We start from the raw sequence: 25,502 nt of genomic DNA on the forward strand, positions 1-25,502 counted from the left end.
TTACAACCGATACTAAAAAAAGACCCACATACGATGCAAAGGAAGGACGCTGTGAATCCGTTATTCAAAGATATTCCCGCAAAGGAACTGGAAACCTATCTTACCGCCGTCAAGGCAAAGACGGCCGTTTATCAAAAAGACAGTTTTATTTTCTTTGAAGGAGACCTCCCCAAGGCATTGTTCGTTCTTAAATCAGGGGTTGTCCAAATCGAAAAAAATGATACCAATGGTAAGCGAATCATTATGAACCGCTTTGAAACACCGGAAACCGTCTTCGGTGAAGTCTATGCATTCTTGCAATCCACCCCATACGATTATTCATGCAGGATAATCACCGATGCGGAAATTCTCAGTATTCCGGCAAATATATTTTCAGCTTCTGCAACACTGCCCGCCGTACAAACAAAAATTGTACAGAATCTTTTATCCATTCTTGCACATAAAGCTTATTTTTTAAACCAGAAGCTGTTGATATTTTCATCATTTACCTTGCGTAAAAAAATAGCCGTGTATCTGTTACAGCAAGCGCGCGGTCAGCCTAAAATAACGCTTAAACTGAACCGAGAAGCTATGGCCGAATATCTTGCCGTTCCTCGCCCTTCCCTATCCCGCGAATTGATGAATATGCAAAAAGATAAGCTGCTCACCATATCCAAAGATACCGTAACCGTTAATATCGATAGACTCGAAGATCTTGCATAAATTAACCCTGTTCGGAAACTTCCGAATAGGGTTATTAATTCCGCAGGCAACCGGCTCTAAAAGTCCAATTTTTAGAGCTATGCGGACTATATCATAACGAAAGCAAGAACTCGGTACCATTTGTTACCGGATTGGGTTTTAGGGAAGCAATATAACCGCAAAACCGGTGATTGACATTTCGCGGTCAAGCTGGTAGAGTTATCAACTGTCCATCTAAAAAGTAAGCATATTGAAAATTAAATAGAGAATCTATAATTAAGGAAACAAAACTATGGCGGGCTTTAAAAAAATACTTTAGCAATCGGAAGTATTATTATTTTGGTTTTTTCGGTAATTGCGTTTGTCTTTGTTCCGGCAGCAGGCGGGCAATCGGGCAGTAATGCTAAAACAATGCTCGGTAAATGGAAAAACAAGCAACTTGACAACACTGCTGACGGGCTTTTTTTGCGGGAATACCGGCAGCTTCATCGTGCTGCCGAACTACGCGGGTATCTGAGAAACGACAATAATAACAAGGCACACAGGAATTTATAGAACGGCAGATTATGCGAACCGCATTTAATTCTTCCATGATTCAGCTTGCTGCACAGGAAGAAGCCCTGAGCGCCGGTTTTTATCTGCCGAATAAAAATATCAATAAAGCGCTCATTTCCTTTTATACGGATTCTACAGGTACTTATTCTGAAAAATTATATACGGATACATCGGAACAGCAGCGGCTTACCAATAGACGGCAAGTAATCGATTATCTGACCGCACAACGCTATATCGAAGATAACTTCGGTACATACGATAATATCTTCGGCTTGAAAACAAGCTCGGCAGAAACTGCTTTCGTGCAGAAGATGGCGGAAAAAGAACGCACCTTTAAATATGTTGTATTTGAGGAAAGCCAATTTCCGCAGGATAAAATCCGTGCGTATGGCGAAGAACATGCCGATTTATTTGCTGAACATAACTTACTCATGCTGACATTTAACTCGCAAGAGGACGCAAATAAAACCGCTCAAGCGCTTCAAAAAGGAGAGATCACGTTTGAAGATGCAGTTATCACAAACTCTACCAAGGCGGGCACCGATTCTAACGGAAAACTGTTATCCCCATACCGAACAACGGTAAACCGGACATTCCCCGAATCAAAGGATCTTGATACTGTACTCAAGCTCGGTACCGATGAGGTGAGTTCCGTCGTTAAAACCTCTTCAGGGTATGCAATCGTAAAATGCACTGCTCCGGTTACACCTGCCGATTTTACACTGGCCGAAACTCAAGACCGTGTTCTTTCGTATATGAAATCGAATGAGCGCGGCATTATCGAAGATTACCTTGAACAAAAGGCAAAAACTTTTATGGAAGCGGCAAAAATCGGCGGATTTGCACATGAAGCATCTATAAATAATTTGGTTGTGCAGACAAGCAACCCGATAACACTAAACTACGGTAATGCCGCTATTTTACCGCAAATTTCTTATCAGTCGGATACTTTCTTTACGGCCGGTGTACGGAATGAAACCTTCTTTAAAAAAGCCTTTGCACTTAAACAGGGTGAAATTTCGGAGCCGATTTTGCTGGGGGCAAACGTACTGGTACTGCAGCTTGACGAAGAGAAAGCAGTCTCGGAAGAAACTCAAAACAATATCGCAACGTCATACCGGCAATTCGCATCGATTTGGTATTACGAATATCCGCTTGCTATGCTTGCCTATCAGCAGCTTTCATGGGGTCAGCAAACCTTTATTGATTTTGTCTTAAACAGTAAAAACTTTACCGACAATTTTAATTCGGTATTCAACTAAAGAGATTGATTAACACCAACAAAGATGAAAAGCCTCTGCTGATACAAACAGACAGGGGCTTTTCCGTTTTATACCGAAATAAATATCTCTATTCAAAATACAATCCTCAAGCAGCTATTACTGCGCAGATTGCATCGTTGCAGATACCCGATTGTACATTAATACTCTGTCTTTCGCCGGTACTAGGCTACGGGCTTAAAGAATTGACGGAAAAGCTGCCGGCATCTTCTTATATTCTTGCGCTGGAATGCGATCAAATGTTGATGCGGTTCTCGCTCGATCATTGTGATTTCTCTCCGTTTGCACAGCAGCGACTTTCTTATATCCGGACGGATTCGGTTGCAGAGGTACTGAAAAAGATAGAATCCTTGCCGCTGTTTCCCTTTAAAAAGTGTCTTGTGCTTTCCTGTTCAGGCGGGGTGCAGCTGAATCAAACTTTTTATGATGAAGTGCGTTTGTATACCGATGAAATTATTTCACGGTTTTGGAAAAACCGGATAACGCTGATGCACCTCGGCAGGAATTACGCACATAACACATTCCGCAATCTCCTCTCGCTTGCGCGATCACTCGCAAGCTCGCCGACGAGACCAATGATGGAGCCACTCGCGAAATCGCCGGAGAATTCTCCGGCGGAATCCTCTGTATGGGGGGCACCGTCGAGTAAGAACAGGTTCCGTTTACTCACCGGCGATGAGCGTATCCGCAAGCCTCTTTTGGTTGTAGGCGCCGGTCCTTCGCTCGATACTGTACGGGATTTTATCATCAAGAATAGAAATTCCTTTTTTTTACTTGCGGTGGATGCCGCAGCCGCAGCGCTTCTACCCGATATTCAACCTGACGCAATCGTATTGGTGGAATCGCAGTACTGGATTGATTCGGCGTTCATCGGCTTGCGCAAATACAGCATACCGGTCTTTGCCGATCTGACGGCTTCCCCCCGTGCGTTGCAAGCATGCGGCGGAAGTGTACACTTTTTTTGCACCGAGTACGCACGGCTGAAGTATTTGGAACATCTCTATCAAACGCTGCAGCCGCTTATACTTCCGCCAATGGGATCGGTAGGATTGACTGCGATACAGCTTGCTTTAGCGCTGGCCGCCCCTCACCTGCCCGTACTGCATACCGGCTTGGATTTTGCATGGCAAAACGGTCTTACCCATGCCGCCGGAAGCAGCCCTATAAAAAAACTCTTTGCGGAAATAAACCGTACCGAATCGCCGTATAAGCTCAGTCTCTCTACCGGTATGCAGCGGATTTCCGGGAAGCGTGGACTTTCCTATTGGACAACTCCGGTGCTTTCCGGCTATGCGGAACTGTATCGCCATACCTTCTCCGGAAATGAGCGGGTTATCGACATTGGAACGGAAGGATGCTTCTTGAACGGCCGACAAGCTGATATGACTGAAGCGGAGCGGATACTTGCCGATGCCTGTGCCTCGGATGCGGACAGTACAGCTATCGGAACCGGTCGCTCACAGACAAATGCAGCCGATACTTTTTTTGATTCCATTTGTGAATCAGACACTGCAAACGAACGATATGAAGCGCTCAAGGCCTATCTTACCGGTGAAGCGGAAGCGTTGACTATGCTGAATGACCATTTACAGGGCAAACGCTCAATATCGGAACACATGATGGAACAACTCTTCGCAGAGCGCGACTACCTCTATAGCCATTTTCCCGATGCAGCACGCGGCTATTCGCTTGACCTCGGCTTTCTAAAGCGGGCAGGTATCGAGCTGCGGTATTTGTTAAAAATTCTTAGCTAACGGCGGTGGAACCTCCTTTTTCAGAAATTTGAAAAATTTTTAGAATTTTTTGTTGCATTTTCCTGAAAGGTGGTGTAATCTTATATTATGATATGTAATATATTACATATCATAATATAAGCTAAGTAAAGGAGAAAGCAATATGTTAATTGCAACATGGATCATTACGTTTTTAATCGTTGTCGGTATCGGTATTTATGCCGGAACAACCATTAAGTCGTCCGCACAGTGGTCGGGAGGTGATAAGTCCCTGAGCGCCGTTTCACTCGGTGCTATTTTTGCCGCATGGCAAATCGGCGGTATGGCAATTGTCGGAGCAGCTCAAAACGGATATAACCTCGGCATCGCCGGGTCGTGGTATTCAATAGCCGGATCGTTTTACTTTATTGCATTAGCTGTTTTTGCAAAAATAATCCGAAACAATATGCCCGGTGAATCGGTTCCTGTATACTTACAATCCAGATTCGATAATAAAACGGCAAAACTGTACTCATACGCATGGATTGTCTACGGTTTTCTCTATATTCCCATTCAGTTAAAAACGGTTTCGTCCATCATTCAAATTGTATTACCCAATATAAACTTCATGGCGGCAATGATAATCGGTGTAACTGTTGCCGTCGTTTATACCGGTTTTTCGGGTATGAAAGGAGCATCAGCAGTAGGAAGAATCGTCTGTATCGGTATTTATATCTTACTCATTATTTTTGTTGTAACGACATTGCCTAAATTTGAAGGCTTTAGCGGATTGCTGGCAAAATTACCGCAAGGATATGACAGTATGAAAAATATGCCGCTGCACAGAATCATCGCGTGGATATTCGGAGGGTGTATCAGTACGGCTGTTATGCAATCGGTACTTCAGCCGTTATTGGCGGCAAAAACCCCGCAAGCCGCCCGCACCGGTTCGATCCTCGGATATCTTATTGCAGCACCGATTTGTTTCTTTACGGCAACCTGCGGAATGCTTGCAAAAGCTTCGGGAGCTGATTTAGGTGATGGAACAAGCGCATTTGCCTATGCTATTAAAACCTTTACCTCACCGTTCTTCGGCGGTATTATCTTTGCATTCGTTACAATGATTATCGCTGCAACGATGGCAACAATGATGCTGGCCACCGGTACGATTATCACCAACGTATATAAAACGGATATCAATCCAAATGCCGATGATAAAAAGGTTCTCAGCATTTCCAAAAAGATTACATTTATTTTTGCATATCTTACACTGATACCTGCACTTTTTATTCCAAGCCGTTCGCTTACGAATCTCTTTTTAACGCTCCAGCATGTTGCCGCTGCTCCTATCAGTTTTTCCATCTTAGTCGGTTTAACATGGAAAAAGGTTACCAAGCAAGGCGCTTTCTGGAGTATCCTCTGCGGTATGCTCGTTGGGATAGCTTGGATGTTACTGCGCTTGAGCGATAAGCTTGAAGCGATTTATCCGGTTGTCATCGTTACATACGGCGTTGGAATAATCGTTTCGTTACTGACATATAAAGAAGGCGGTAAATAATCGTATGCAGGAAAAGAAAATGTATATGTGGCCGTCTGCATGGAATCGGCCGTCTATCAACGGAACATACGGGGCAATCAGCAGTAATAATGTGTATGCCACTCAAGCAGGACTGAATGTTTTGAGGAATGGCGGAAATGCGTTTGATGCTGCCGTTGCGGTTTCGTTGGTATTATCCGTTGTCGAACCGCATCATTCGGGAATCGGCGGAGGCTGCTTTACACTGGCGTACTCAAAGCAGGAAAATGCAGTCTATGCATTGGACGGGAGAGGAATAGCCCCGCGGAATGCGACAAAAGATTTATTTTTAAAAGACGGAAAGGTTTGCGACGAATGGAAGGATATAGGCGGAAGATCGGTTGCCGTTCCGGGATTATTGAAAAGCCTAGATGTCTTGTTAAAAAAATTCGGTACAATGACAATGCAGGCGGTTGCACAAGATGCAATCAAGTTGTCGCTCAACGGTTTTAGGACAAGCTTTACCGGTTCGATAACCGGTACGGATGACTCGGTTATCAGAAAACGGAATACCTATCCCGCCTTTAAAAAGAATTTTATGAACGGAGATAAGGGATATGAATTCGGCACTATGCAAAAAAATGAGAAACTGGGACGGCTTTTAGAAAAAATCGCAACAGCCGGAGTTGATTATTTTTATAGCGGAGAAGCAGCAAAGACAATCATCAACACAATAAATGAGCATGGCGGTTGTTTTTCCTATGAAGATATGTCCGAATATCAACCTAAATTCCGTGAACCCGTAAGTATCAATTATCGAAATGCCGCCGTATATTCCTTTCCTCCGCCCGGAGGAGGCTGTACCGTACTCGAAATGCTGAATATCCTTGAAAATGCGGATATAAAAAAAGCAGGACATAATTCGGCACAGTACATACATCTATTGGCGGAAGCGATGAAGATTGCTTTTGCAGACAGAAGTATCGGATTAGGTGATCCCGATTTTATCAAAATCGACACGCATAAAATTCTCAGCAAAGATTATGCAAAATTACAATATGAGCATATCAATAAAACGGCACAAGAGTATAAACCGGGCATCGACACTGCATTCGACGAGCATAAAGGGAACACCTCTCATTTTTCCATTATGGATCGATATGGGAATACGGTATCGCAAACGCAGACCATCAGAGACTGGTTCGGAAGCGGTATTGTTGTAGATGCCTACGGTTTTGTATTGAATAATGCAATGTCGGATTTTTCCGCAACGGAGGGGGCACTGACCAGTCAAGGATTATCGTACGGCAGCTCCAATGCGATAGCCGGCGGAAAAACACCGATTTCCAGTATGTCGCCGACCATTGTTTTTAAAGAAGGAGTACCGTTTATGGCCATCGGTTCTGCCGGAGGTCCGAGAATTATTACCGGCGTGCTGCAAGGAATAGTCAATGCAATCGATTTTGATATGGAACCTGAACAGCTGGTAGATATGCCGTATATCAACTGCCTGAGTAAACAACAAGGCATAGAAACCGAATTCGGTATTTCACCCGATACTGTTGCTCAGCTTCAAGCAGCACTGCATACCATACATCAGGTTCCCGTACATCAGGCAATGAGTACAATGGTAAATTGCGTGATGAAAAAACATGATAGGTTTTATGCAGGGCGGACAAAGCGAGTCGATGGCTGCGCAGGAGTTCTTTTTTCCTCCGGCGCAAGCTTTGACGGCATAGGATTTGCGGAAATATAGCAGAGCATCTCTAAAAGCTAACCGAGTTTTTAGAGATGCCCGGTATTCGGCTTTAACATACGGGGATGTCTCAAAAGTTGGTTACTTTTTTGCGAGCCCCATTCAACAGCAGGGCTTAGTTCAAACGCTTTTCCCGTGCTCATGTCAATCGAGGGAAAGCGGCTACTGTCCGCTTACGCTGAACATACGCCAGAACCGCACAGCATACCCCAACCGCAAACGCCGCGGCTGAAAATATCACACGCTGCATTCCGCTTTCCGGCGCAATAACCGGAAGGCGCGCAAAAAAATCCGCTGACGCAAAAATTATCCGGTATGCGGCGTTCAATCCGTATCCCAGCAGCGGACTCGTGAAAGGGAAGATAAGCGCAAGCGGAATACAGATAAGCCCCGCAATGAGGAAAACCGAAACGAGCGGGCTGACCACGCATGAAGCAATTACCCCCGCCGCTGCGATATTCCCGATTGCAGAGATAACAATCGGAGCGGTGAAAAGCTGTGCGCCGACGGATGCGGAAATACTGCCTGCAAAAGCCGGCGGTATTTTTCCGACCATGAGACGGGCGCACGCATCGCCGAAGATGATGATACCTGCACATGCCCCATACGAAAGCATAAACCCGAGCGTTATTGCTTCGGCGCCGACGATTGCGATATGCACAGTCAACATAGCGCACAGCACGGACAAGGGCGGCGGCTTTAACCCGAGCGCTCTCCCTACGGCGGCGATACAAACCATTCCCAATGCACGGTTTAACGAAGGAGCAGAGCCTGCAAACCAGACAAACAGGAAAACTGCCGCAAGCGAAAACCATGCAGCGCGGCTCTTATGCCCGAATAACCTGCCGCCTTGCAGCGCCGCCGTCCCTATTAACGAAAGATGCATTCCGGACAAGGCAAGGATATGAGCAAGTCCGGCGTTGCGGAACGCTGCGATGCATCCTGCCGGTAAGAATGCCTTATCGGCAGCAAGCAGCGCAAGCAAGAGTCCGCCCGCCTCGCCCCAGCCGTATAACATCCGCATAAAAGCAAAGCGGAAAAACGCGCGGAGACGGCTGAGCGGAGAGTTCCATCCGAGAAACACCGGCTGCACCGGCCGCGCATAAAACACCGATCCCGTTTTACCGAACTTTCCTTGAACCGCAAGCCTCATTCCCCGTACATAAAACCGGCATGCTTGCGGATTTTGCAAAGCCTCCGCAAATACAGCCGTACCGGACAGTAGCGGTGCTGCCGCTTCGGATGGCTCCGCTTCACCGATACGGGTAATGCCTCCTGAATATGTTCCGCGGACAAGCGTTGCCGGAACAAAGAGCTGCACGGTACCCGATGCGGAGAATTGCTCATTGCGACCGGTATTACACGCAATCAGTTTAACCGGTATGCGGTAATAATCGGTACCTACCGGAACAGGCTCTCCGGTCAATTCCCCAATAAGCGTCCGTACCGTAGGCAGCGCAGCAAGCGTTTGAGGTGGGCGTTGTTCTCTTTGCAGTGTATATACGGAATACGAGCCGATCGCAGCTCCGGCAACCGCTAAAAGCACAAAGCGTATCGTAGGCTGCGGCGGCTTCTTCCGGCAGGATCGTCCTTCGGCTCCCTGCTTCGACAGCTTACCTGCCACGGATACCGCTATTAAAAACACCGATAGCGCGCAGAGTAATAAGAATGTCGTTATAAAAACAAAAGATGTAATTCTGCCGTCAGTTTGCGCAAATACATACAACCCGTAAAAAAATGCCGCCGCCGCAACGGCTATGATCGTAACAGGCGGAACAACATGTCTCTCCATACTCACCTCTTACGATTTCTTATACGACACGAGGCGCAAAATGGCTACAAATTAACGGTTTTTATGGCATCAATTTTTGATTTTTATATGATACAGTGTATGAGTATCCGGATTTCCCTTAAATCGTATCTGCTGTTTTTGGACGGTATCGGTAACGGAAAGGATGGCACGCTTAACGGAGCGGTTGTTAAAAAGAGCTTCAGAGATAACGATCTCATTCGGAAGCGCTGTATTTTTTATGTCGATAGCGCTATTGACTGTTAAACCGACATAATCGAGCCGGTTATTCAGGGTTATCACCAGCACAGGACCGGTGTGTAAGCCTATTTTAATTTCCAGCTGTTCGCCTATCGGCTTATTTTGAATATGCTTTATTAAATCTTGCTGCGCTTTCACGGCGGCATTAAAAGCCTTATCGGGCTTGATAAAAGCACCCATAACGACATCACCGACTATTTTAACCGGTACACCGCCATATTTTTCAATCGTATCAGAAAGAATCCGTATATACTCTTTTATCACTAAAAAAGCTTTTTTATCACCTAATGAGGCATACAATTTCGTCGGATTCGTAATGTCCGCAAAGAGAATCGTCGCATTTGCCATTTGGAGTGAGCGATCGCCGACAAGCACTTCGGAACGCATCAATTCACGGTATAAATTGTTTTGGATAATATCAACACCCCGTACTGCATCAGGAGTATCCCACGTCCGATACTTCCCCGCACGGATGTTTTTACCCATTTCAGCAATATAATTCAGTTTAAATACAGGATCAAGCGTCTTGAGCCGCGGATGAATTGAAAAGCAGACTTCAACATTGGTATCAAGCGTGTTATCAAAGACCTTATTACAAACCGTACAAAAATTTTGCGACGAAGCTTGTTGAAGAGACGATGCCTCATAGACAACATGCCCACACGTAGGACAATGATAAATCCACTCCAAGATGAATACTCCGTCATAAACACCTTGAATAAAAATATCAAGAATTTTTTCACGGGGTATATCGAACGCTTTACCGATTTCATAGAGCGGAATATGGAACAGCAGTCTATCGGATACATTCGTTAAAAAAGCCGCAATTTTATCAGCCTCTTTTTGATTCATTTTACAGCGTAATTTCATACTCATAGTTCTCTCCTTTGCACAGCATCCAGGCAAACACTCAATGTTTTGCACTGTGTATTCTATTCGATGCAAGTTGCCATCGTTCGTAAATGTACATATATACATTTATGAGCTACGTCTCAGGGAATCACCCAAAAACCGAAGTTATTGGTCAGCCCTTCGATACTGTTTAAAACCACTGACGTTCTATCAGCAGAAACAACGTTTTGAGTTGGACACACAAATAAGAACCTTCATGATGAAAAGCAAGGGAGTGCGGAAAATCATGGCAGGTGGTACGGAATATCTTTAACGCACCACGCTAAACAGCCGGTTTTCAAAATGGTTATAAAAAATTTTACAAAATTTTAACAAATATTTGACAAATCGTTTTTTCCCATGCTATAGTAGATAGGAACTCGGTGGTATTACCACATATCGCTGTTCTATCTACGAGATTATATGAAAAAGAAACGACAAACAACGGCCAAAAGCAATAAAGAACGCTTTATCGAGCAGATGGAAACGCTGCTATTGATGCACCTTATCCTGCCGGGAGAGCAGCTGCCACCTGAGCGGGAACTGGCACAGCAGATGGGTGTCTCTCGGCCGGTGATTCACGAAGGGCTTTTGGAGCTGGGGGCGAGGGGGCTCATTTCCATTCGCCCGCGACATGGCTGGATTGTCAACAACTTTACGGAAGAAGGTGCACTGCCGCTGCTTTCGAGCCTTTACCGTTTTTCGGCGCCGCAATCGGCTGCCCGTATCGATGCCGATTTGGAAGAAGTCCGCCGAATGATTTTGACAAAATCGTTGATGCAGTATTTTTCTTCCGATGTAGCGAAAAAAGAAACCAATTCGCCGCTTATCGAAAAATTGAACAAAATCTACACAGAAGAAAAGAAAAATAATACAGGACGTTTACGCCCTGCCGACATACGGCGGTTGACCGAATTGGATTTCCTTTTTTATCGTGCAATTATTGAAGCGGGTGGTAATACCGTATTCCTCCTGCTTTTTAATTCGGCGCGGGAACTGTACCACCAAAAGCTGGAACAGTTCTTTACCGAAAATACCGGCAATATTCAAACGGCCTCAGCCTTAAAATCACAACTCATTGCTCATATTGCTGACGGAAACCAACAAGAGACATTGGCGCTGCTTGAGAAAATGACTTCAATCGGCGCATATACCGTTTTGGAATCGAGTAGCGGAATATAGTATCATGAAAACCTATCTGCAAAAACTCGAGCAAAAGATTAAAAAACGGTACCCCCAGCTGAAACTTTCGGCAGCATGGGACGGCCGGTCGGTAATATTGACCGGAGACGCGCCTACGGTTGAAGAACGATACGCAGCCGGTGTTTTTTTTGTAAAAAAGTGTAAGCGCCTGCCCGGATATAAGGGGTTGGTGAACGATATAACCGTCGCCGGAAAGGGTGAACCGCCGATGCGGATGCCGGAAGTGCGGGATAATCTTTTAGCGGGTAAAACATTCGATATCGTAATTATCGGCGCCGGTGTTGTCGGATGCGCAATTGCACGGGAACTGTCCCGCTATGATTTAACAATTGCCGTTCTCGAAAAAGAATGCGATTGCGCAATGCAGGCGTCCTCCCGCAACGATGGTATGATCCATCCCGGATTTGCGGACAATCCTTCAAAGATAAAAGGCAGACTGAACACCCGCGGCAACCGTCTCTACCGTAAACTGGACAAAGAACTAGGATTTCAAACCGAATGGCCGGGCAGCTTTATGCTGTTTAACTCTCCACTCCTGAAACTGCTCGTGCCGTTTATGCACCGGAGGGCGGCAAAAAACGGTGTTGACGGGCGAGTTGGATATCGAAATAAAACAACAATACAAACCATGGAACCGAACCTAAGTACGGAATACTATGGCGGTTTTTGGATGCCTTTCTCCGGCATTGCTTCTCCTTTTAAGGTAACAATTGCCTTTGCGGAAAATGCTGCGGCAAACGGCGTATCTTTTTTCTTTGAAACCGCTGTAACCGGTTTTGACAAAACGAACGACTTGATTTCGGCAGTGCACACAAACCGCGGTACGCTGAACGCCCGTCTTATCATTAACGCAGCGGGCGTATGGTCGGATAAAATTGCAGAATTTGCGGGAGACCGTTTCTTTTCGATTCATCCCCGCAAGGGCATGGATATTATCCTCGACAAAAAGAAACGGAATTTTCAGTATACCATTATCGGAAAGCCAAATCTTCTTAATTCTTCAAAACAGCATTCAAAAGGCGGCGGAATTATCCCCTGTATAGAAGGGAATATCCTTGTCGGGCCTACCGCGCATGAGGTATACGACCGTGAAGACTACGGTACCGATGCCGAAGATGAACACGCCTTGCTTGAGCAAATGTCCATGAATAAGACGCTTTCGCGGGGCGATATCATCGCGTATTATAGCGGTATCCGTGCAGCAACGTGGGAGGAAGACTTTATCGTTGAAACGTCCGAAAAGGTACCCAACTTAATTCACGCTGCGGGTATTCAATCGCCGGGTTTTGCTTCCGCTCCGGCAATTGCAGAAGATATTACAGCGCTTGCACTCCGGCGCTTTCCTGCCACCCTCAAAGAAAAACCGGACTTTATACCGCGCCGCGCCGCACCCCGCGAAACAGCCACCATGCACGACGCCGAGCGGCATATGCTTATCAAACAGGATCCGCTCTACGGGAAAATTGTCTGCCGCTGCGAGCAGATTTCCGAAGGGGAGATACGGGATGCGGTCAGGAGCTGCCTTGCGCTCGGTATGCAGAATATCAGCCTTGATGCGGTAAAACGCAGGTGCCGTGTCGGAATGGGGCGGTGCCACGGCGGTTTTTGTACGCCGCGGGTAATGGAAATCATCAGCCGGGAAGCCGGTATTCCGCTTGAGCGCATTACGAAAAAAGGCTGCTCGTCATACATACTGAACAGCCCACTACCGGCAGGCGAAGGGAAGGCGGCATTATGAAACGCTTTTATGATATCATTGTGATTGGAGCGGGTCCTGCCGGTATGGCTGCCGCCCTTGCCGCCGCCGAAAAAGACCCGCAGTGCAGCATCGCACTCATAGAACGGGAAGAGCATATCGGGGGTATTTTAAAGCAGTGTATTCACGACGGCTTCGGGCTCATTCGATTTAACGAGCGGCTGACCGGCCCCGAATATGCGTGGCGGTATCGCGATATGCTCGATCAGCATTCCAACATCGACATATTCGTATCCACCTTTGTTATCCGTATTGTGCAGCAGAACGGCAGCGGCTTTGAATTGACCTTTACCAATCCGCAGAACGGCATTTTTAATCTTTCCTGCACTGCACTCATTTCCGCAACGGGTTGCAGAGAACGCACCGACCGCCAAGTGTTTATTCACGGCGACCGGCCTTCGGGGGTATTCACCGCAGGACAGGCACAAGCCTTTATCAACCTAAAGGGGTACCTTCCCGGCAAGCGGTTTGTCATTTTGGGCAGCGGAGACATCGGACTCATTATGGCGCGGCGGCTCACCCTCGAAACCGCACACATCGGCGGCAGCGTAGAGGGCATCTACGAGGTAAAGAGCGAACCGTCGGGACTGACCCGCAATATCGTGCAATGCCTTGAAGACTACGGTATTCCGCTCCGCCTTTCTACGACGGTGAGCGCCTTGCACGGGGCAGGACGCTTGGAGGGCGTAACCGTTACGCAGGTTGACGGACGGATGCAGCCGGTCGCCGGTACGGAACGGTACATTCCCTGCGACACCCTCATATTGAGCGTCGGGCTTATCCCCGAAAACGACATCCTCGACAGTCTTGCGCCGAACATGGACACGCGGACAAAGGGGCCGCAGGTTAATCAATATATGGAAACAACCGTGCCGGGACTTTTCTCCTGCGGAAACGCACTCCATGTCAACGACCTCGTAGACTATGTTTCCGAGTCGGGCAGTATTGCCGGGGAACGGGCTGCCTTACTCTGCAGCAGGATACCGTTTGAAGGTAATACCATCGCGGGAAGAAGTCAGTCAACGGAATATCGCATGGCGGCACTCGCGAGGATTGAGCCATACTTCACGGAAGTACAGCCGGCGGCACTGCGCAAAAATCCTGCTGAAATTCCCATCTGTGCCGATAAAACGCTGCTATACCAAACACCCGCCCGTATCGTACCGGACGGGAAGCAGGCGGTGCTGTACTTCCGGTCTGCGGCGCAACGGGAGCAAGCGGTATTGACGATTACCGCGGAAACAAAAACAGGCTCAAAGATTCTTTTCAAAAAAACATTCCGGTCATTAAAACCGCCGGAGATGGAGCGGATTATAGTAGATACCGCATCGATACCGACCTACACACAGCAACTATTCCTTTCGCTGACTGACCCAGAACCGGTACATCGGGCAAAGGAGGCGAAATGATCAAAAAGCTAACTTGTATTGCGTGTCCGCGCGGCTGTGCATTAACCGTGACAATCGATGATGCAACGAATATAATAGAAGTAAGCGGAAACAGCTGCCCTAAGGGAGCCATTTACGGCAAACAGGAAGTGCTGTGCCCTATGAGAACGCTCACGACCACCGTTGCCTGCCGGTCAGCTCGGTGTAATGGAAAAACGACAGGATTCGGTGAGCCTGAGGTTATTCGCCTGCCGGTAAAAACCGGATGTGAAATTCCGCTTGAGGAGATGAAATCTATGATAGAAAAAATACGCACTATTACCGCCTCCACTCCGGTACGGTACGGCGACTGTCTTGCGCAGCTTACCGCTGAAAACGGGACAAAAATACCGATTCTCGCCTGTGCAAGTACGGAGGCCGAATGATTATGAACAATCAATCGACGATTATCTCAATCGACTGCGGTACCCAAAGTTTACGCGTTATTATCTTTGCGGAAGACGGTTCGGTACTCGCAAAAAAGCAGATCATGTATAAACCGTGCGTCAGCCCGCGGCCGGGATGGGCGGAACAAGACCCTGCTGTGTGGTGGAATGCACTTTGCAAAGGTGCGGCTGCCCTCAAAGGAGAATATCCCGATTTAATAGCCCGCGCAAAGGGGATCGGCGTAACAGCCCAGCGGGACACCGTTATCCTCATTGGGAAAGACGGAAACGTACTGCGCCCTGCAATCACGTGGCTCGATACCCGAAAGGCACGCGGCCGGTATCATCCGAATTTCATTATGAAGGCTGCGCTGAAAGCAGTCGATTACTACGAAAAAATCATGCACTCCCAAAGCGACGGTCAGTGCAACTGGATACAGGAAAACGAGCCGGAAATTTGGAAGAAAACCTGGCGGGTTTTGATGGTTTCGGGCTATCTTCAATACCGGCTTACGGGAATTGCCGCGGATTCTCCTTCATCCTTAGTCGGACACATTCCCTTTGATCATAAAAAGCAAAAGTGGGCATCGCCCGGACACATCACGGCGAAGATATTTCCGATAGATGATGATAAAAAATGCAGTGTTGTGCAAAGCGGGAAAGAAATCGGACGGGTTTCCGCTCAAGGCACGCTGGAAACGGGGCTTCCTGCCGGTATACCGGTCATCGCCTGCGGCAGCGATAAGGCATGCGAAACGCTCGGTATGGGATGTCTCGATGCAAAAACCGCCTCCCTCAGTTTCGGCACGACGGCGACGGTAGAAATATGTACCGATCGCTACACGGAACCTATCCGCTTCCTGCCCGCATACAGCGCTGCCTATCCCGGACGTTGGGTACCGGAAATCGAAATATTCCGCGGCTACTGGATGATCAGCTGGTTTAAGGACGAGCTCGGCTATGAAGAACGGGCAAAGGCGACGGCAACCGGTATTATTCCGGAGCAAATTATGGATCGGCTTCTCGACTCCTCACCACCCGGCTGCTACGGCCTGATGCTGCAACCGTATTGGGGAGCAAGCCTTAAAGACCATTACGCAAAAGGCTCGATGATCGGCTTCGGCGACGTACACGGACGGCACGCAATATACCGTGCAATCGTCGAGGGGCTTGCCTACTCGCTGCGGGAGGGGCTGGAACAACTGCAACGGCAAAGCGGCGTTCCCGTACAAAAGGTTGCCGTTTCGGGCGGTGCCTCGCAGAGCGACCGTATCTGCGGCATCACTGCCGATATTTTAAACAAGCCGCTTGTCCGTGGTGCGACAACGGAAACTTCCGCATTGGGTGCCGCGATCTTAACGGCGTACGGGACGGGATGTTATTCAAGTATCGAAGAAAGCACCAAAAACATGGTTCATTTTGCGCGGGAATTTAACCCTTCACCGGATAACCGCGAATTATATGATGAGCTCTATAAAATATACACGCAGATATATCCTATCTTAAAGCATGTGTATAAACGGATACGGGAAGTAACCGGTTATCCGTCATAAAAAGTAGTTTTAATAGGAGATGACTATGGCTGAACGTAAGGTATACAAGAATTTTAAACCGGAGTGGGAGCAAGTTCCCCCGCCGCCGGCTTCATTCCGATCGATTTTAAAATGGGGAGATCCCAACGAATTTAAGGAACCGAATGAAAGGCTCTTTACCTTTATGAAAGGCGAGCTCGGCTTAACCGATGCCGATTTTCAGCAGAAGGGCGCCGACGGACACGAAGTTGTGCCCGAAACATTAGCGACGCCGCCGCTTGAACCGGAGCATGTCGCATTCTTTGAATCCGTGTGCGGTAAAGAGAATGTCAGTACCAAGGGATACAACCGGCTTTCCGTGGCTTACGGCAAAACCATGTACGACCTCTACCGGCTGCGGGAAAATATCACCGAAAATGCCCCGCGGGCAGTGCTCTATCCTTCAAGCCATGAAGAAATCGTGCAGATTGTCGAATACTGCCAAAAGCAGCACATCCCCCTCTATGTATACGGCGGCGGCTCTTCGGTTACCCGCGGTGTGGAAGCGTTTAAGGGTGGCATCAGCCTTGATATGCGGCGGAACTTTAACAAGGTGATTAACTTTAACGAAACCGATCAGACCATCACGGTTGAAGCAGGGATGTCCGGCCCCCAGCTCGAAAAAATCTTGAGCGAAGCGAAAACCCGTTTCGGCGCACGGCACGCATACACGTGCGGACACTTTCCGCAGTCGTTTGAATACTCCTCCGTCGGCGGTTGGACGGTAACGCGGGGCGCCGGTCAGAACTCAACCTATTACGGTAATATTCACGATATCGTGATGGGACAGACTTATGTTACTCCCGCCGGCGTCATTAAAAGCTACGGACTTCCCGCCCACGCCGTCGGCCCTGATATCGATGAGCTGATGATGGGGTCGGAGGGAGCGTTCGGCGTACTGACGCATGTAACGCTGAAAATTTCCCGCCTGACTGCGGAGAACCGCCGGTATTTCAGCTTTATGTTTAAGGACTGGCAGAGCGGACGCGACGCCGCGCGGGAAATTATGCAAGCCGAAGCAGGCTATCCTTCCGTGTTCCGCCTATCCGACCCCGAAGAAACCGATGCGATGATGAAGCTCTACGGCGTGGAAGGCACACCGCTCGAAAGCTTGATGAACCTCCGCGGATATAAAGCGCATGACCGCTGTATGTTCTTGGGTTGGACAGAGGGAGAACGAGGATTTTCTTCAAACCTCTTCCGCATCGTAAAAAAAATCAGCAAAGCTCACGGCGGACTGTACCTCACCGGCTATCCCGCACATAAATGGGAAGAAGGCCGCTTTACCGACCCCTATTTACGGGAATCGCTGCAGGACTACGGCATCATCATCGACACGATGGAATGCTCCGTTACCTGGGAGATGATGGGCAGAGTGCATGAAAAGGTTCGCGCCTTTGCAAAATCCCGCCCGAACACGGTCTGCATGACACACCTTTCCCATGCGTATGAGCAGGGAGCCAACCTCTATTTTATCTTTATCGGGAAATTCCGCGATAAAGAAGAATATGCAGAGTATCAGTTCGGTATCTTTGATAATATCATGGAACAGGGCGCTGCGATGAGCCACCACCACGGTGTCGGCAAGATGACGGCCGCATGGGTGGAACAATCGATCGGCACGGATAGGCTGAATATTTTCCGCGCGTTAAAAAAGCATTTTGACCCCGACAACATTATGAACCCGGGCGGCACTCTCGGCATCGACATGACCGAAGAGCAAAAGCGCAAGCCGAAGTTCTGCAGCAGAACATGGGATAATCCTGCGTATTAAGGGGTATTGCTCAAAATAACAGAGCCGCTAAAAAAGCCGATTAAACCGTACGGTCTAATCGGCTTTTAGGGATTTACTAATTTTGTTTTATAATTCGTTCTTATATCGTTATTTTGCGGGAAGATTCCTCTTCTGTATTATCTAAAAAAATCTCAGTCCCTAAATTTACGTGAAGTTCCTCACACTGCTTTAATAGTTCCGGCGATAAATTAAAAGCATCATGCCTATTAATGTATAGTCCAATATAATAGTTTATTCTCCCTCCTGTTTTAACAAATATATCTAAGAACGATGTATCGTCTATAATCTTTCTAAAAAATGTATTGGTATATTCAACAGCTTCCTCTAACTCGCCGCATTCCCATATACCGGAGATTTCATAGCATATATAAGATTCTTTATGAAATCCGCTAAGAATTTTACCATTGGGTAAAACCCATGGAGCGCCGACTGAAAACTCTACATCCGGTTTTGCAGTAAAATGTTTTTTTATTTCATTGCTACTCAACGATGGATGAAATAATTGTATTGCAATATCTACATTTCCTCGCATAAGATTCTCTCATTTATTCAGTGATTCTTATCTAATATAAATTGAAATACATCTGTCAAAGCAAAATCATCACCATCACAATAGAAGTGCTCTAGATATGTTTCATCAGAATAAAATCCTTCGTAAAAATCCATACCAAGGATTTTATCAAAAAATTCTACTGCAAAAACGTTCATTTTTTAGAAACTACACTTCTATTATTATACTTTTATTATACTTTTTTGCCTAATTCTGCAACTGCATAATCCAGATTATCAACATCACACATTTCAACTATTTCTTTTTTGATTTTAAATATTTTATATGTGTAAAGAAGCACAGGCGACCGCCTAAACAGCTTTCGTGACAAAATAAATATCAGCTTTGAAAACGGTGTTAGACAATTTAGGCATAGGCGTACATTTTTATTGTTTCAAACTCTCGGGAATGATTATTGTTTTCTTCTTCCAAATCATACAGATTCTGAAGATTGAGCCAGAATTCTGCTGTCGTTCCAAAGAATTTTGAAAATCTGATAGCGGTATCCGCAGTAATTGAACGCTTTCCGTGAATTATTTCAGAGATTCTTGTTTCAGGAACATTGATTTCTTTTGCCAGACGATATGCAGAAATGCTCATTGCATCTAAAAAATCTTCTTTAAGAATTTCTCCTGGATGAACATTGGGTAATTTTTTATCAGTGATAATCTGTGATTCTAACATTTTCTGCACCTCCATTTTCAAACTTAAAAACAATTCTCCATTGATCATTTATTCTGATTGAATAAAATCCGTCTAAATTCCCAGCAAGTTTTTCTAAACGATTACCTGGAGGAATCCTTAAATCTTCTACAACTTTTGCAGCTTCAATCATTCGAAGTTTTCTTCTTGCAACATTCTGAATCGTCATCGGTAACTTTTTACTTTTATTACCTTTGCATATTGATGCTGTTTCTATATCATCAAAACTTCTTATCATATTTCCATACTAACGCTAAACAGAAGCACTTGTCAACCCAAAAGCTTGATGAATCTCCGCGGATACAAAGCGCACGACCGCTGTATATTCTTGGGCTGGACGGAAGGTGAACGAGGATTTTCTTCAAACCTCTTCCGCACCGTAAAAAAAATCAGCAAAGCCCACGGCGGACTGGACTGTACATCACCGTTAAAAAAGCATTTTGACCCCGACAACATTATGAACCCGGGCGGCACCCTCGGCATCGACATGACCGAAGAGCAAAAGCGCAAGCCGAAGTTCTGCAGCAGAACATGGGATAATCCTGCGTATTAAGGGGTATTGCTCAAAATAACAGAGCCGCTAAAAAAGCCGATTAAACCGTACGGTCTAATCGGCTTTTAGGGATTTACTAAAAAGTTCTGCTGAGTTTTTAGAGATGCCCTTATATTTTTAGAAATCAATTTCCTTGCCGTAATACGCTGCAAGATAAATCTTCTTAATATCGGCGGCAGAGGTTTTGCGCGGATTGGTCAGCGTACAAGCATCATTAAATGCTCTTTCGCTCATCAAATCCAATACCTTGAGGAACTTATCTTCTGCAATAACAGTGTTCTTGCCTTCCTGAATAGTGCGGGTGATACCCACTTTCCGGTTCAAGGCAGAGACAGCCTTTGCAATATCGTCGATACCCAAAGCGCCTTCCAGCTTGCTGTAGCGGTCGGTTTCTTTTCTGTTGTAGTTGATAATATACGGAAGCATGATTGCATTCGCTTCACCGTGTGTCAGATGGAATTCACCGCCGATCTTATGCGCCATCGAGTGTACGATACCGAGTGAGCAGTTGCTGAATGCGATACCGGCAACGGTGGATGCTGTGTGCATTTTTCCGCGTGCTTCCATATCGTTTCCGTTTGCAACAGCCCGTTCCAGATACTCGAATACCAGCCGGATTGCTTCAAGTGCATAGGGGTCGGTGTAATCGTCATGAGCGGTAGACACATAAGCTTCGATAGCATGGGTCATAACGTCCATACCTGTCTGAGCCGTTACCAGCGGCGGCATCTTTGCAGGGATTCTATCATCAACAATTGCAATATCGGGGATAATATCAGGGCTTACGAGCGGATATTTGATATTCTTTTCCGTGTCGGTAATAACGGAGAAGGCGGTAATTTCGGAAGCGGTTCCGGAGGTAGACGGGATACCGACTAATTTTGCTTTTGTCCGCAGCTTCGGGAATTTGAAAGCGGCTAAATCGTCAAAGTTATAGCCGGGATATTCGTAGTACACCCACATGATTTTTGCAGCATCCATTGCAGAACCGCCGCCCAATGCGATAATCCAGTCGGGATTAAAGGCTGCCATCTTTGCGCCGCCTTCTTTACAGGTTTTAACGGAAGGATCGGGTTCTACGCCGTCGATAACCAGCACTTGCATACCAGCTTTTTCCAGATAGCCCTTTGCTTCATCAATAAAGCCGAATTTTTTCATCGAGCTTCCGCCGGTAACAATAGCGGCTTTCTTTCCTTCCAACGTAGAAAGGAATTCCAAGGCTCCCACACCGTGTACAATCTTCGGGGGGATGCTGAATGTTGCGTACTTCATAATTTATACTCCTTCATAATCCAAAGAACTATTCAATATCCGTTGTATTACACTCAGCGGATATTTAATCGTCCTTTTATTATTAGTATAAATATAACGATATTTTATTATTTAGTAAAGAGGGAAAACGATAAAAAAACACCGATCGGTCAGAAATCATTGACTAACCGGTGTTAACCGAATGAAAAAATTCAGAAGTTCTATTGACATTACAATCAAACCGCTGTATAGTCACAGATATAAATTCATAAGAACAACAAAAACTTTCTTTCAAAGAAGGTACATGATGACACAGACGGAGGATTTTATATGAGAGAAGCTATTGAGCAATTAAAACAGATTATTTCCGAAGCGGAAACCGTTGTCATCGGTGCAGGGAGCGGTCTTTCCACTTCGGCAGGTTTCACCTATTCCGGTGAGCGGTTTAAAAAATACTTTTCCGATTTTGCGGTCAAGTACGGTTTTCAAGATATGTATTCGGGCGGGTTTACGCCTTTTGCCTCGCTTGAAGAGCGTTGGGCATACTGGAGCCGCTATATTATGATAAACCGTTATATGGATCCGCCCAAACCGGTTTATGACAACCTACTTTCGCTTGTGCGGAACAAAGACTATTTTGTACTGACAACAAACGTAGATCATTGTTTCCAAAAAGCAGGTTTTGACAAGGAGCGGCTCTTTTATACGCAGGGCGACTACGGGCTGTTTCAATGCAGTGAACCGTGTCATCACAAAACGTATGACAACGAAAAACAAATCCGCGCAATGTGGGAATTCCGCAGCGAGATGAAAATCCCGTCAGAACTTGTACCGCATTGCCCTGTCTGCGGGAAACCGATGAGTATGAACCTTAGGGCAGATGACACGTTTGTTACAGACGAGGGCTGGGATCAGGCTGCCAACCGCTATCAAACATTTTTACAAAGCCGGAAGATAATAAGCCGGTCAGGGCAACAAGAAGGACCGGGGGACGTGTTGTTTCTTGAACTGGGGGTTGGAAGAAACACCCCCGGAATTATAAAGTATCCGTTTTGGCAGATGACGGCAAAAAACCCGAATGCACAGTATGTTTGTATCAATTTTGGGGAAGCGTTTGCACCGTACGAAATAGAAAAGCGGTCGCTCTGTATCAATGATGACATTGGCGCGGTTTTGCAGGAGCTACTATAAAAAAATCAGATAAGGGTGAAATATGAAAATCAGTGTTCGTTTTACAGCAGCGGTTCATACGCTTTTGTGCATTCAGTATTTTGAAAAGGATATGCGCGTTACTTCGGATTTTATTTCTGCAAGCACGGGTGTCAATGCTGTTATCATAAGAAAAATTTTGCTGCAGCTGCAAAAGGCGGGATTGGTAAAAACTGCGGCAGGGATCGGCGGTTCACACTTGGCACGGAAGGCTGATACAATCACGCTGCTGGATGTATACAACGCAATCAATGAGGGAGCAGAGGAACGGGAGGTTTTCAATTTCCATCCGAATCCGAATCCGGAATGCCCTGTCGGAAGCAAGATTCACCGCGTGCTTGATGCTGCATTGCAAGAGGCGCAACAAGCGATGGCAGATTCGCTTAACAAAACAACAATTGCCGATTTAGGAGCGGGAATATAACAGTAGTCTTGTTTCTTTTACGCATCCGCACGAATAAAAAAAGCTGAGGACTTGCAGACCTAAGGATACAATATCCAAACGTCCAAGATCCTCAGCTTTATACTATTTACAACTCTATAGAAGGATTCGCTTGCGTCAAAATTTCGGTTGTAACAGCTGCACCAAGGTACTTTTGAGCATATTCGCCGATAAGCGCCAATGCGCCTTTTAAGTCTTCCAAGCGGGCAGGATCGAGATTCTCCATAATGATAAACGCATTTTTCGTATTTTCCGTAATCATCGTGCGCTGCCCGTCACGCCAATTAAAACAGCGGCAGACGGCGCCTTTATTATCGCGGTAGCACAACTCCCCTTCCATGGTTTGGCTATGCTCTTCATCGCCGAGCGCAAAAAAATCGTCACCACCCTTTGTAACACCGAGGATTAAATCGCCGTCAAAGGCATCGCTGTCTTCCGCTCCGCACGGCAAGCCGAATTGCAATGACGCAGCATTGTAAATATCTACCAGCGGATTAATGTACGAAACGGGATTTTGTTTTTCAACCCGTTTCAACAGCGCTTCGATACTGCACCGAACGCCTTTCTTTGTCTTAAACTTACGATACGCATCCCGCCAGATAGCGATAACGGGGTTTTCGCTGAACACATTTTTTACCAAAAATTTTTCCGCATCGGCATTGCTTCGTGAAAGTAATACCTTTATATCACGGACACTTTCGCCGCTATTATCTATACCCTTTAACAGTACCACACCGAGCTGCGCCTGAGGAAAAAGTTCCCAAAAAGAAGCATCCGCCAAAAATTTACTCATAATATCTTCGTATCTCCTTTGTTATAAATGATGACAATGTAAAATAGTATCGCTACTATAAAAGTATACTATTCTTTTGTAAAGAGGCCGAAAATGTAGTTATGGAAACAATTATACTGGGACTTGGCTCCAACCGCGGAGATTCAAAAACAATCCTTGCAGAGGCTATTAAACGGCTCGCATCATTCTTAAGCGGAATCCGTACCTCATCCGTCTATATTACAAAACCGCAGGATTACCTCGATCAGGACGATTTTTACAACATGGTTGTATCGGGAAACTATGCAGGAAGCCCCGCAGCACTGCTTAAAACGCTCCAGCAGATTGAAGCGGATTACGGCAGAAACCGTGAAGCTGAAATTCCCAAAGGCCCCCGCACACTCGACATCGATATTCTCTTTTTCGGAAGTCAAATTGTTAAGCTCGATAATCCTCCGCTTATCATCCCGCACCCCGCAGTATACCGGCGAGCTTTTGCACTCATCCCCTTGTTGGAACTGTATCCTGACTACAGTGACCCCGTTACGCAACAGCTGCTCGCCGCCGCACTCGCTGCCCTACCCGATCAAGGCGTACGAAAAAGTCTCTGATGTGGTAGATGCGTCGTATATTTTCAAAAGTTCCATTCTTCGATATAATACCGCCCATGATAACAGGCGAAGATGAAAAGCACGAAGAACAGAACAACGAGGCGCTGAGTGCGTTTAAAGTCAATGATTTTGAAGGGCCGCTCGACCTTCTGCTCTTTTTAATTAAGAAAAATGAGATCAATATCTACGATATTCCCATCGGGGACATAACCGAACAGTATCTTGAATACCTCGATTATGCGGTAAGCCTCAATCTGGACAGCTTAACCGAGTTTTATGAATTGGCGGCGCATCTTATCTACATTAAAAGCAAGATGCTCCTTCCCGTCGAGGTTGATCTGGACGATGAGGATATCGAAGACCCGCGTATGGAATTGGTCAACAAGCTGATTGAGTATCAAAAATTTAAAAAACTGTCGGTTTTAATGGAAGAAAAAGAAAGCGAGGCCGAATGGTTTTTTGAGCGCAAGAAAATACAGCACGCGCTTCCCTTTACCGAAGAAAACCTGTGGGAGCGGGTTGATACGTGGGAGCTTTTACGGACGTTCTCAAAACTGATGTCTAATTATAATTCGGAACAAATTCTTGACCTGTACGAAGAAGTGTCCGTAAACGAAAAGCTGACGCTGATGAACGAATTTTTGGAAGAAAAGGGTGAATGCCTTTTTACCGATTTAATTGTACGGAAGGGCAATCTGCTGGATGTTATTTGCGCTTTTATGGCACTGCTTGAGGCGGTCAAATTCAGGATGGCAAGTATCTGGCAAAACAGGATGTTCGGCGATATAAAAATACGCCCGTGGGAAGCTGCCCGCAATGATGATGGAGTATAA

At 46.3% G+C, this 25,502-nt stretch carries 25 protein-coding genes; 17 read left to right on the forward strand and 8 right to left on the reverse strand.

Annotation, left to right across the window (positions count from 1 at the left end; all coding sequences use genetic code 11):
- The first annotated feature begins 51 nt into the window (after positions 1-51).
- The 6 genes from QI63_RS00965 (at position 52) to ggt (ending at position 7,500) form a co-directional block, all read left to right on the forward strand.
- A complete protein-coding gene (locus QI63_RS00965; protein ID WP_044013062.1) occupies positions 52-702 on the forward strand; it encodes a Crp/Fnr family transcriptional regulator in 651 nt (216 codons plus the stop codon).
- Positions 703-1,020: 318 nt separating this feature from the next.
- A complete protein-coding gene (locus tag QI63_RS13190) occupies positions 1,021-1,236 on the forward strand; it encodes a hypothetical protein (RefSeq protein ID WP_044013063.1) in 216 nt (71 codons plus the stop codon).
- An 11-nt stretch (positions 1,237-1,247) separates the two neighbouring features.
- Positions 1,248-2,498, forward strand: a complete 1,251-nt coding sequence (locus QI63_RS12355) for a peptidylprolyl isomerase (RefSeq protein ID WP_235619738.1) — start codon at positions 1,248-1,250, stop codon at positions 2,496-2,498.
- A 5-nt stretch (positions 2,499-2,503) separates the two neighbouring features.
- On the forward strand, positions 2,504-4,270 hold the full coding sequence (locus tag QI63_RS00980; protein ID WP_044013066.1) for a 6-hydroxymethylpterin diphosphokinase MptE-like protein: 1,767 nt from the start codon (positions 2,504-2,506) through the stop codon (positions 4,268-4,270).
- Between the two features lie 142 nt (positions 4,271-4,412).
- The gene (locus QI63_RS00985) at positions 4,413-5,786 is read left to right on the forward strand and encodes a sodium:solute symporter family protein (RefSeq protein ID WP_044013069.1); all 1,374 of its coding nucleotides are present in this window, start codon (positions 4,413-4,415) and stop codon (positions 5,784-5,786) included.
- A gap of 4 nt (positions 5,787-5,790) precedes the next feature.
- A complete protein-coding gene (gene ggt, locus QI63_RS00990; RefSeq protein ID WP_052185442.1) occupies positions 5,791-7,500 on the forward strand; it encodes a gamma-glutamyltransferase in 1,710 nt (569 codons plus the stop codon).
- A gap of 139 nt (positions 7,501-7,639) precedes the next feature.
- On the opposite strand, the gene QI63_RS00995 is transcribed toward ggt, so the two are convergent.
- Together QI63_RS00995 and QI63_RS01000 are read right to left on the reverse strand one after the other, a co-directional pair.
- Positions 7,640-9,292: a ComEC/Rec2 family competence protein gene (locus tag QI63_RS00995; protein ID WP_044013071.1), complete on the reverse strand. Its 1,653-nt coding sequence runs from the start codon at positions 9,290-9,292 to the stop codon at positions 7,640-7,642.
- Between the two features lie 69 nt (positions 9,293-9,361).
- A complete protein-coding gene (locus QI63_RS01000; protein ID WP_044013073.1) occupies positions 9,362-10,426 on the reverse strand; it encodes an adenylate/guanylate cyclase domain-containing protein in 1,065 nt (354 codons plus the stop codon).
- A gap of 438 nt (positions 10,427-10,864) precedes the next feature.
- Here QI63_RS01000 and QI63_RS01005 point away from each other — a divergent pair, with 438 nt between their 5' ends.
- Genes QI63_RS01005 through QI63_RS01030 form a run of 6 tightly spaced genes read left to right on the forward strand, consistent with a single transcriptional unit; the run spans position 10,865 to position 18,558 of the window.
- Positions 10,865-11,623, forward strand: a complete 759-nt coding sequence (locus QI63_RS01005) for a FadR/GntR family transcriptional regulator (protein WP_052185443.1) — start codon at positions 10,865-10,867, stop codon at positions 11,621-11,623.
- Between the two features lie 4 nt (positions 11,624-11,627).
- On the forward strand, positions 11,628-13,382 hold the full coding sequence (locus tag QI63_RS01010) for an NAD(P)/FAD-dependent oxidoreductase (RefSeq protein WP_044013074.1): 1,755 nt from the start codon (positions 11,628-11,630) through the stop codon (positions 13,380-13,382).
- Positions 13,379-14,809, forward strand: a complete 1,431-nt coding sequence (locus QI63_RS01015; protein WP_044013077.1) for an NAD(P)/FAD-dependent oxidoreductase — start codon at positions 13,379-13,381, stop codon at positions 14,807-14,809. Before QI63_RS01010 ends, QI63_RS01015 begins: the two co-directional genes overlap by 4 nt.
- A complete protein-coding gene (locus QI63_RS01020; protein WP_044013079.1) occupies positions 14,806-15,213 on the forward strand; it encodes a DUF1667 domain-containing protein in 408 nt (135 codons plus the stop codon). The genes QI63_RS01015 and QI63_RS01020 overlap by 4 nt, the downstream gene beginning before the upstream one ends.
- The gene (locus QI63_RS01025; protein WP_044013081.1) at positions 15,210-16,766 is read left to right on the forward strand and encodes an FGGY-family carbohydrate kinase; all 1,557 of its coding nucleotides are present in this window, start codon (positions 15,210-15,212) and stop codon (positions 16,764-16,766) included. Before QI63_RS01020 ends, QI63_RS01025 begins: the two co-directional genes overlap by 4 nt.
- Before the next feature lie 25 nt (positions 16,767-16,791).
- Positions 16,792-18,558 carry an FAD-binding oxidoreductase gene (locus tag QI63_RS01030; protein ID WP_044013083.1) on the forward strand — a complete coding sequence of 589 codons (1,767 nt, stop codon included), beginning with the start codon at positions 16,792-16,794 and terminating at the stop codon, positions 18,556-18,558.
- Between the two features lie 100 nt (positions 18,559-18,658).
- On the opposite strand, the gene QI63_RS01035 is transcribed toward QI63_RS01030, so the two are convergent.
- The 4 genes from QI63_RS01035 to QI63_RS01045 all read right to left on the reverse strand — a co-directional run bounded on the left by QI63_RS01035 (position 18,659) and on the right by QI63_RS01045 (position 20,069).
- Positions 18,659-19,111, reverse strand: coding sequence for a hypothetical protein (locus QI63_RS01035; protein WP_044013086.1), 453 nt, complete (start codon positions 19,109-19,111; stop codon positions 18,659-18,661).
- A 17-nt stretch (positions 19,112-19,128) separates the two neighbouring features.
- A complete protein-coding gene (locus QI63_RS13095) occupies positions 19,129-19,287 on the reverse strand; it encodes a hypothetical protein (RefSeq protein WP_215904706.1) in 159 nt (52 codons plus the stop codon).
- A gap of 208 nt (positions 19,288-19,495) precedes the next feature.
- Positions 19,496-19,813: a HigA family addiction module antitoxin gene (locus tag QI63_RS01040; RefSeq protein WP_044013088.1), complete on the reverse strand. Its 318-nt coding sequence runs from the start codon at positions 19,811-19,813 to the stop codon at positions 19,496-19,498.
- Positions 19,788-20,069: a type II toxin-antitoxin system RelE/ParE family toxin gene (locus tag QI63_RS01045; protein ID WP_044013090.1), complete on the reverse strand. Its 282-nt coding sequence runs from the start codon at positions 20,067-20,069 to the stop codon at positions 19,788-19,790. Before QI63_RS01045 ends, QI63_RS01040 begins: the two co-directional genes overlap by 26 nt.
- A 48-nt stretch (positions 20,070-20,117) precedes the next feature.
- Here QI63_RS01045 and QI63_RS01050 point away from each other — a divergent pair, with 48 nt between their 5' ends.
- On the forward strand, positions 20,118-20,384 hold the full coding sequence (locus tag QI63_RS01050) for a hypothetical protein (protein WP_044013093.1): 267 nt from the start codon (positions 20,118-20,120) through the stop codon (positions 20,382-20,384).
- A gap of 117 nt (positions 20,385-20,501) precedes the next feature.
- On the opposite strand, the gene QI63_RS01055 is transcribed toward QI63_RS01050, so the two are convergent.
- Positions 20,502-21,656 carry an iron-containing alcohol dehydrogenase gene (locus QI63_RS01055; protein ID WP_044013095.1) on the reverse strand — a complete coding sequence of 385 codons (1,155 nt, stop codon included), beginning with the start codon at positions 21,654-21,656 and terminating at the stop codon, positions 20,502-20,504.
- Between the two features lie 309 nt (positions 21,657-21,965).
- Here QI63_RS01055 and QI63_RS01060 point away from each other — a divergent pair, with 309 nt between their 5' ends.
- Positions 21,966-22,826: an SIR2 family NAD-dependent protein deacylase gene (locus QI63_RS01060; RefSeq protein WP_044013097.1), complete on the forward strand. Its 861-nt coding sequence runs from the start codon at positions 21,966-21,968 to the stop codon at positions 22,824-22,826.
- A 22-nt stretch (positions 22,827-22,848) separates the two neighbouring features.
- Positions 22,849-23,268: an Rrf2 family transcriptional regulator gene (locus QI63_RS01065; protein WP_044013099.1), complete on the forward strand. Its 420-nt coding sequence runs from the start codon at positions 22,849-22,851 to the stop codon at positions 23,266-23,268.
- Between the two features lie 106 nt (positions 23,269-23,374).
- On the opposite strand, the gene QI63_RS01070 is transcribed toward QI63_RS01065, so the two are convergent.
- Complete coding sequence (locus QI63_RS01070) at positions 23,375-24,079, reverse strand: B3/B4 domain-containing protein (RefSeq protein ID WP_044013101.1); 705 nt, start codon at positions 24,077-24,079, stop codon at positions 23,375-23,377.
- 101 nt (positions 24,080-24,180) lie between these two features.
- Between QI63_RS01070 and folK the strand changes: the two genes are divergently transcribed.
- Complete coding sequence (folK, locus tag QI63_RS01075) at positions 24,181-24,669, forward strand: 2-amino-4-hydroxy-6-hydroxymethyldihydropteridine diphosphokinase (RefSeq protein ID WP_044013104.1); 489 nt, start codon at positions 24,181-24,183, stop codon at positions 24,667-24,669.
- Between the two features lie 56 nt (positions 24,670-24,725).
- The gene (locus QI63_RS01080) at positions 24,726-25,502 is read left to right on the forward strand and encodes a segregation and condensation protein A (RefSeq protein ID WP_144389692.1); all 777 of its coding nucleotides are present in this window, start codon (positions 24,726-24,728) and stop codon (positions 25,500-25,502) included.

Origin of the sequence: Treponema sp. OMZ 838, assembly GCF_000775995.1 — a bacterium.
Lineage (GTDB): Bacteria > Spirochaetota > Spirochaetia > Treponematales > Treponemataceae > Treponema.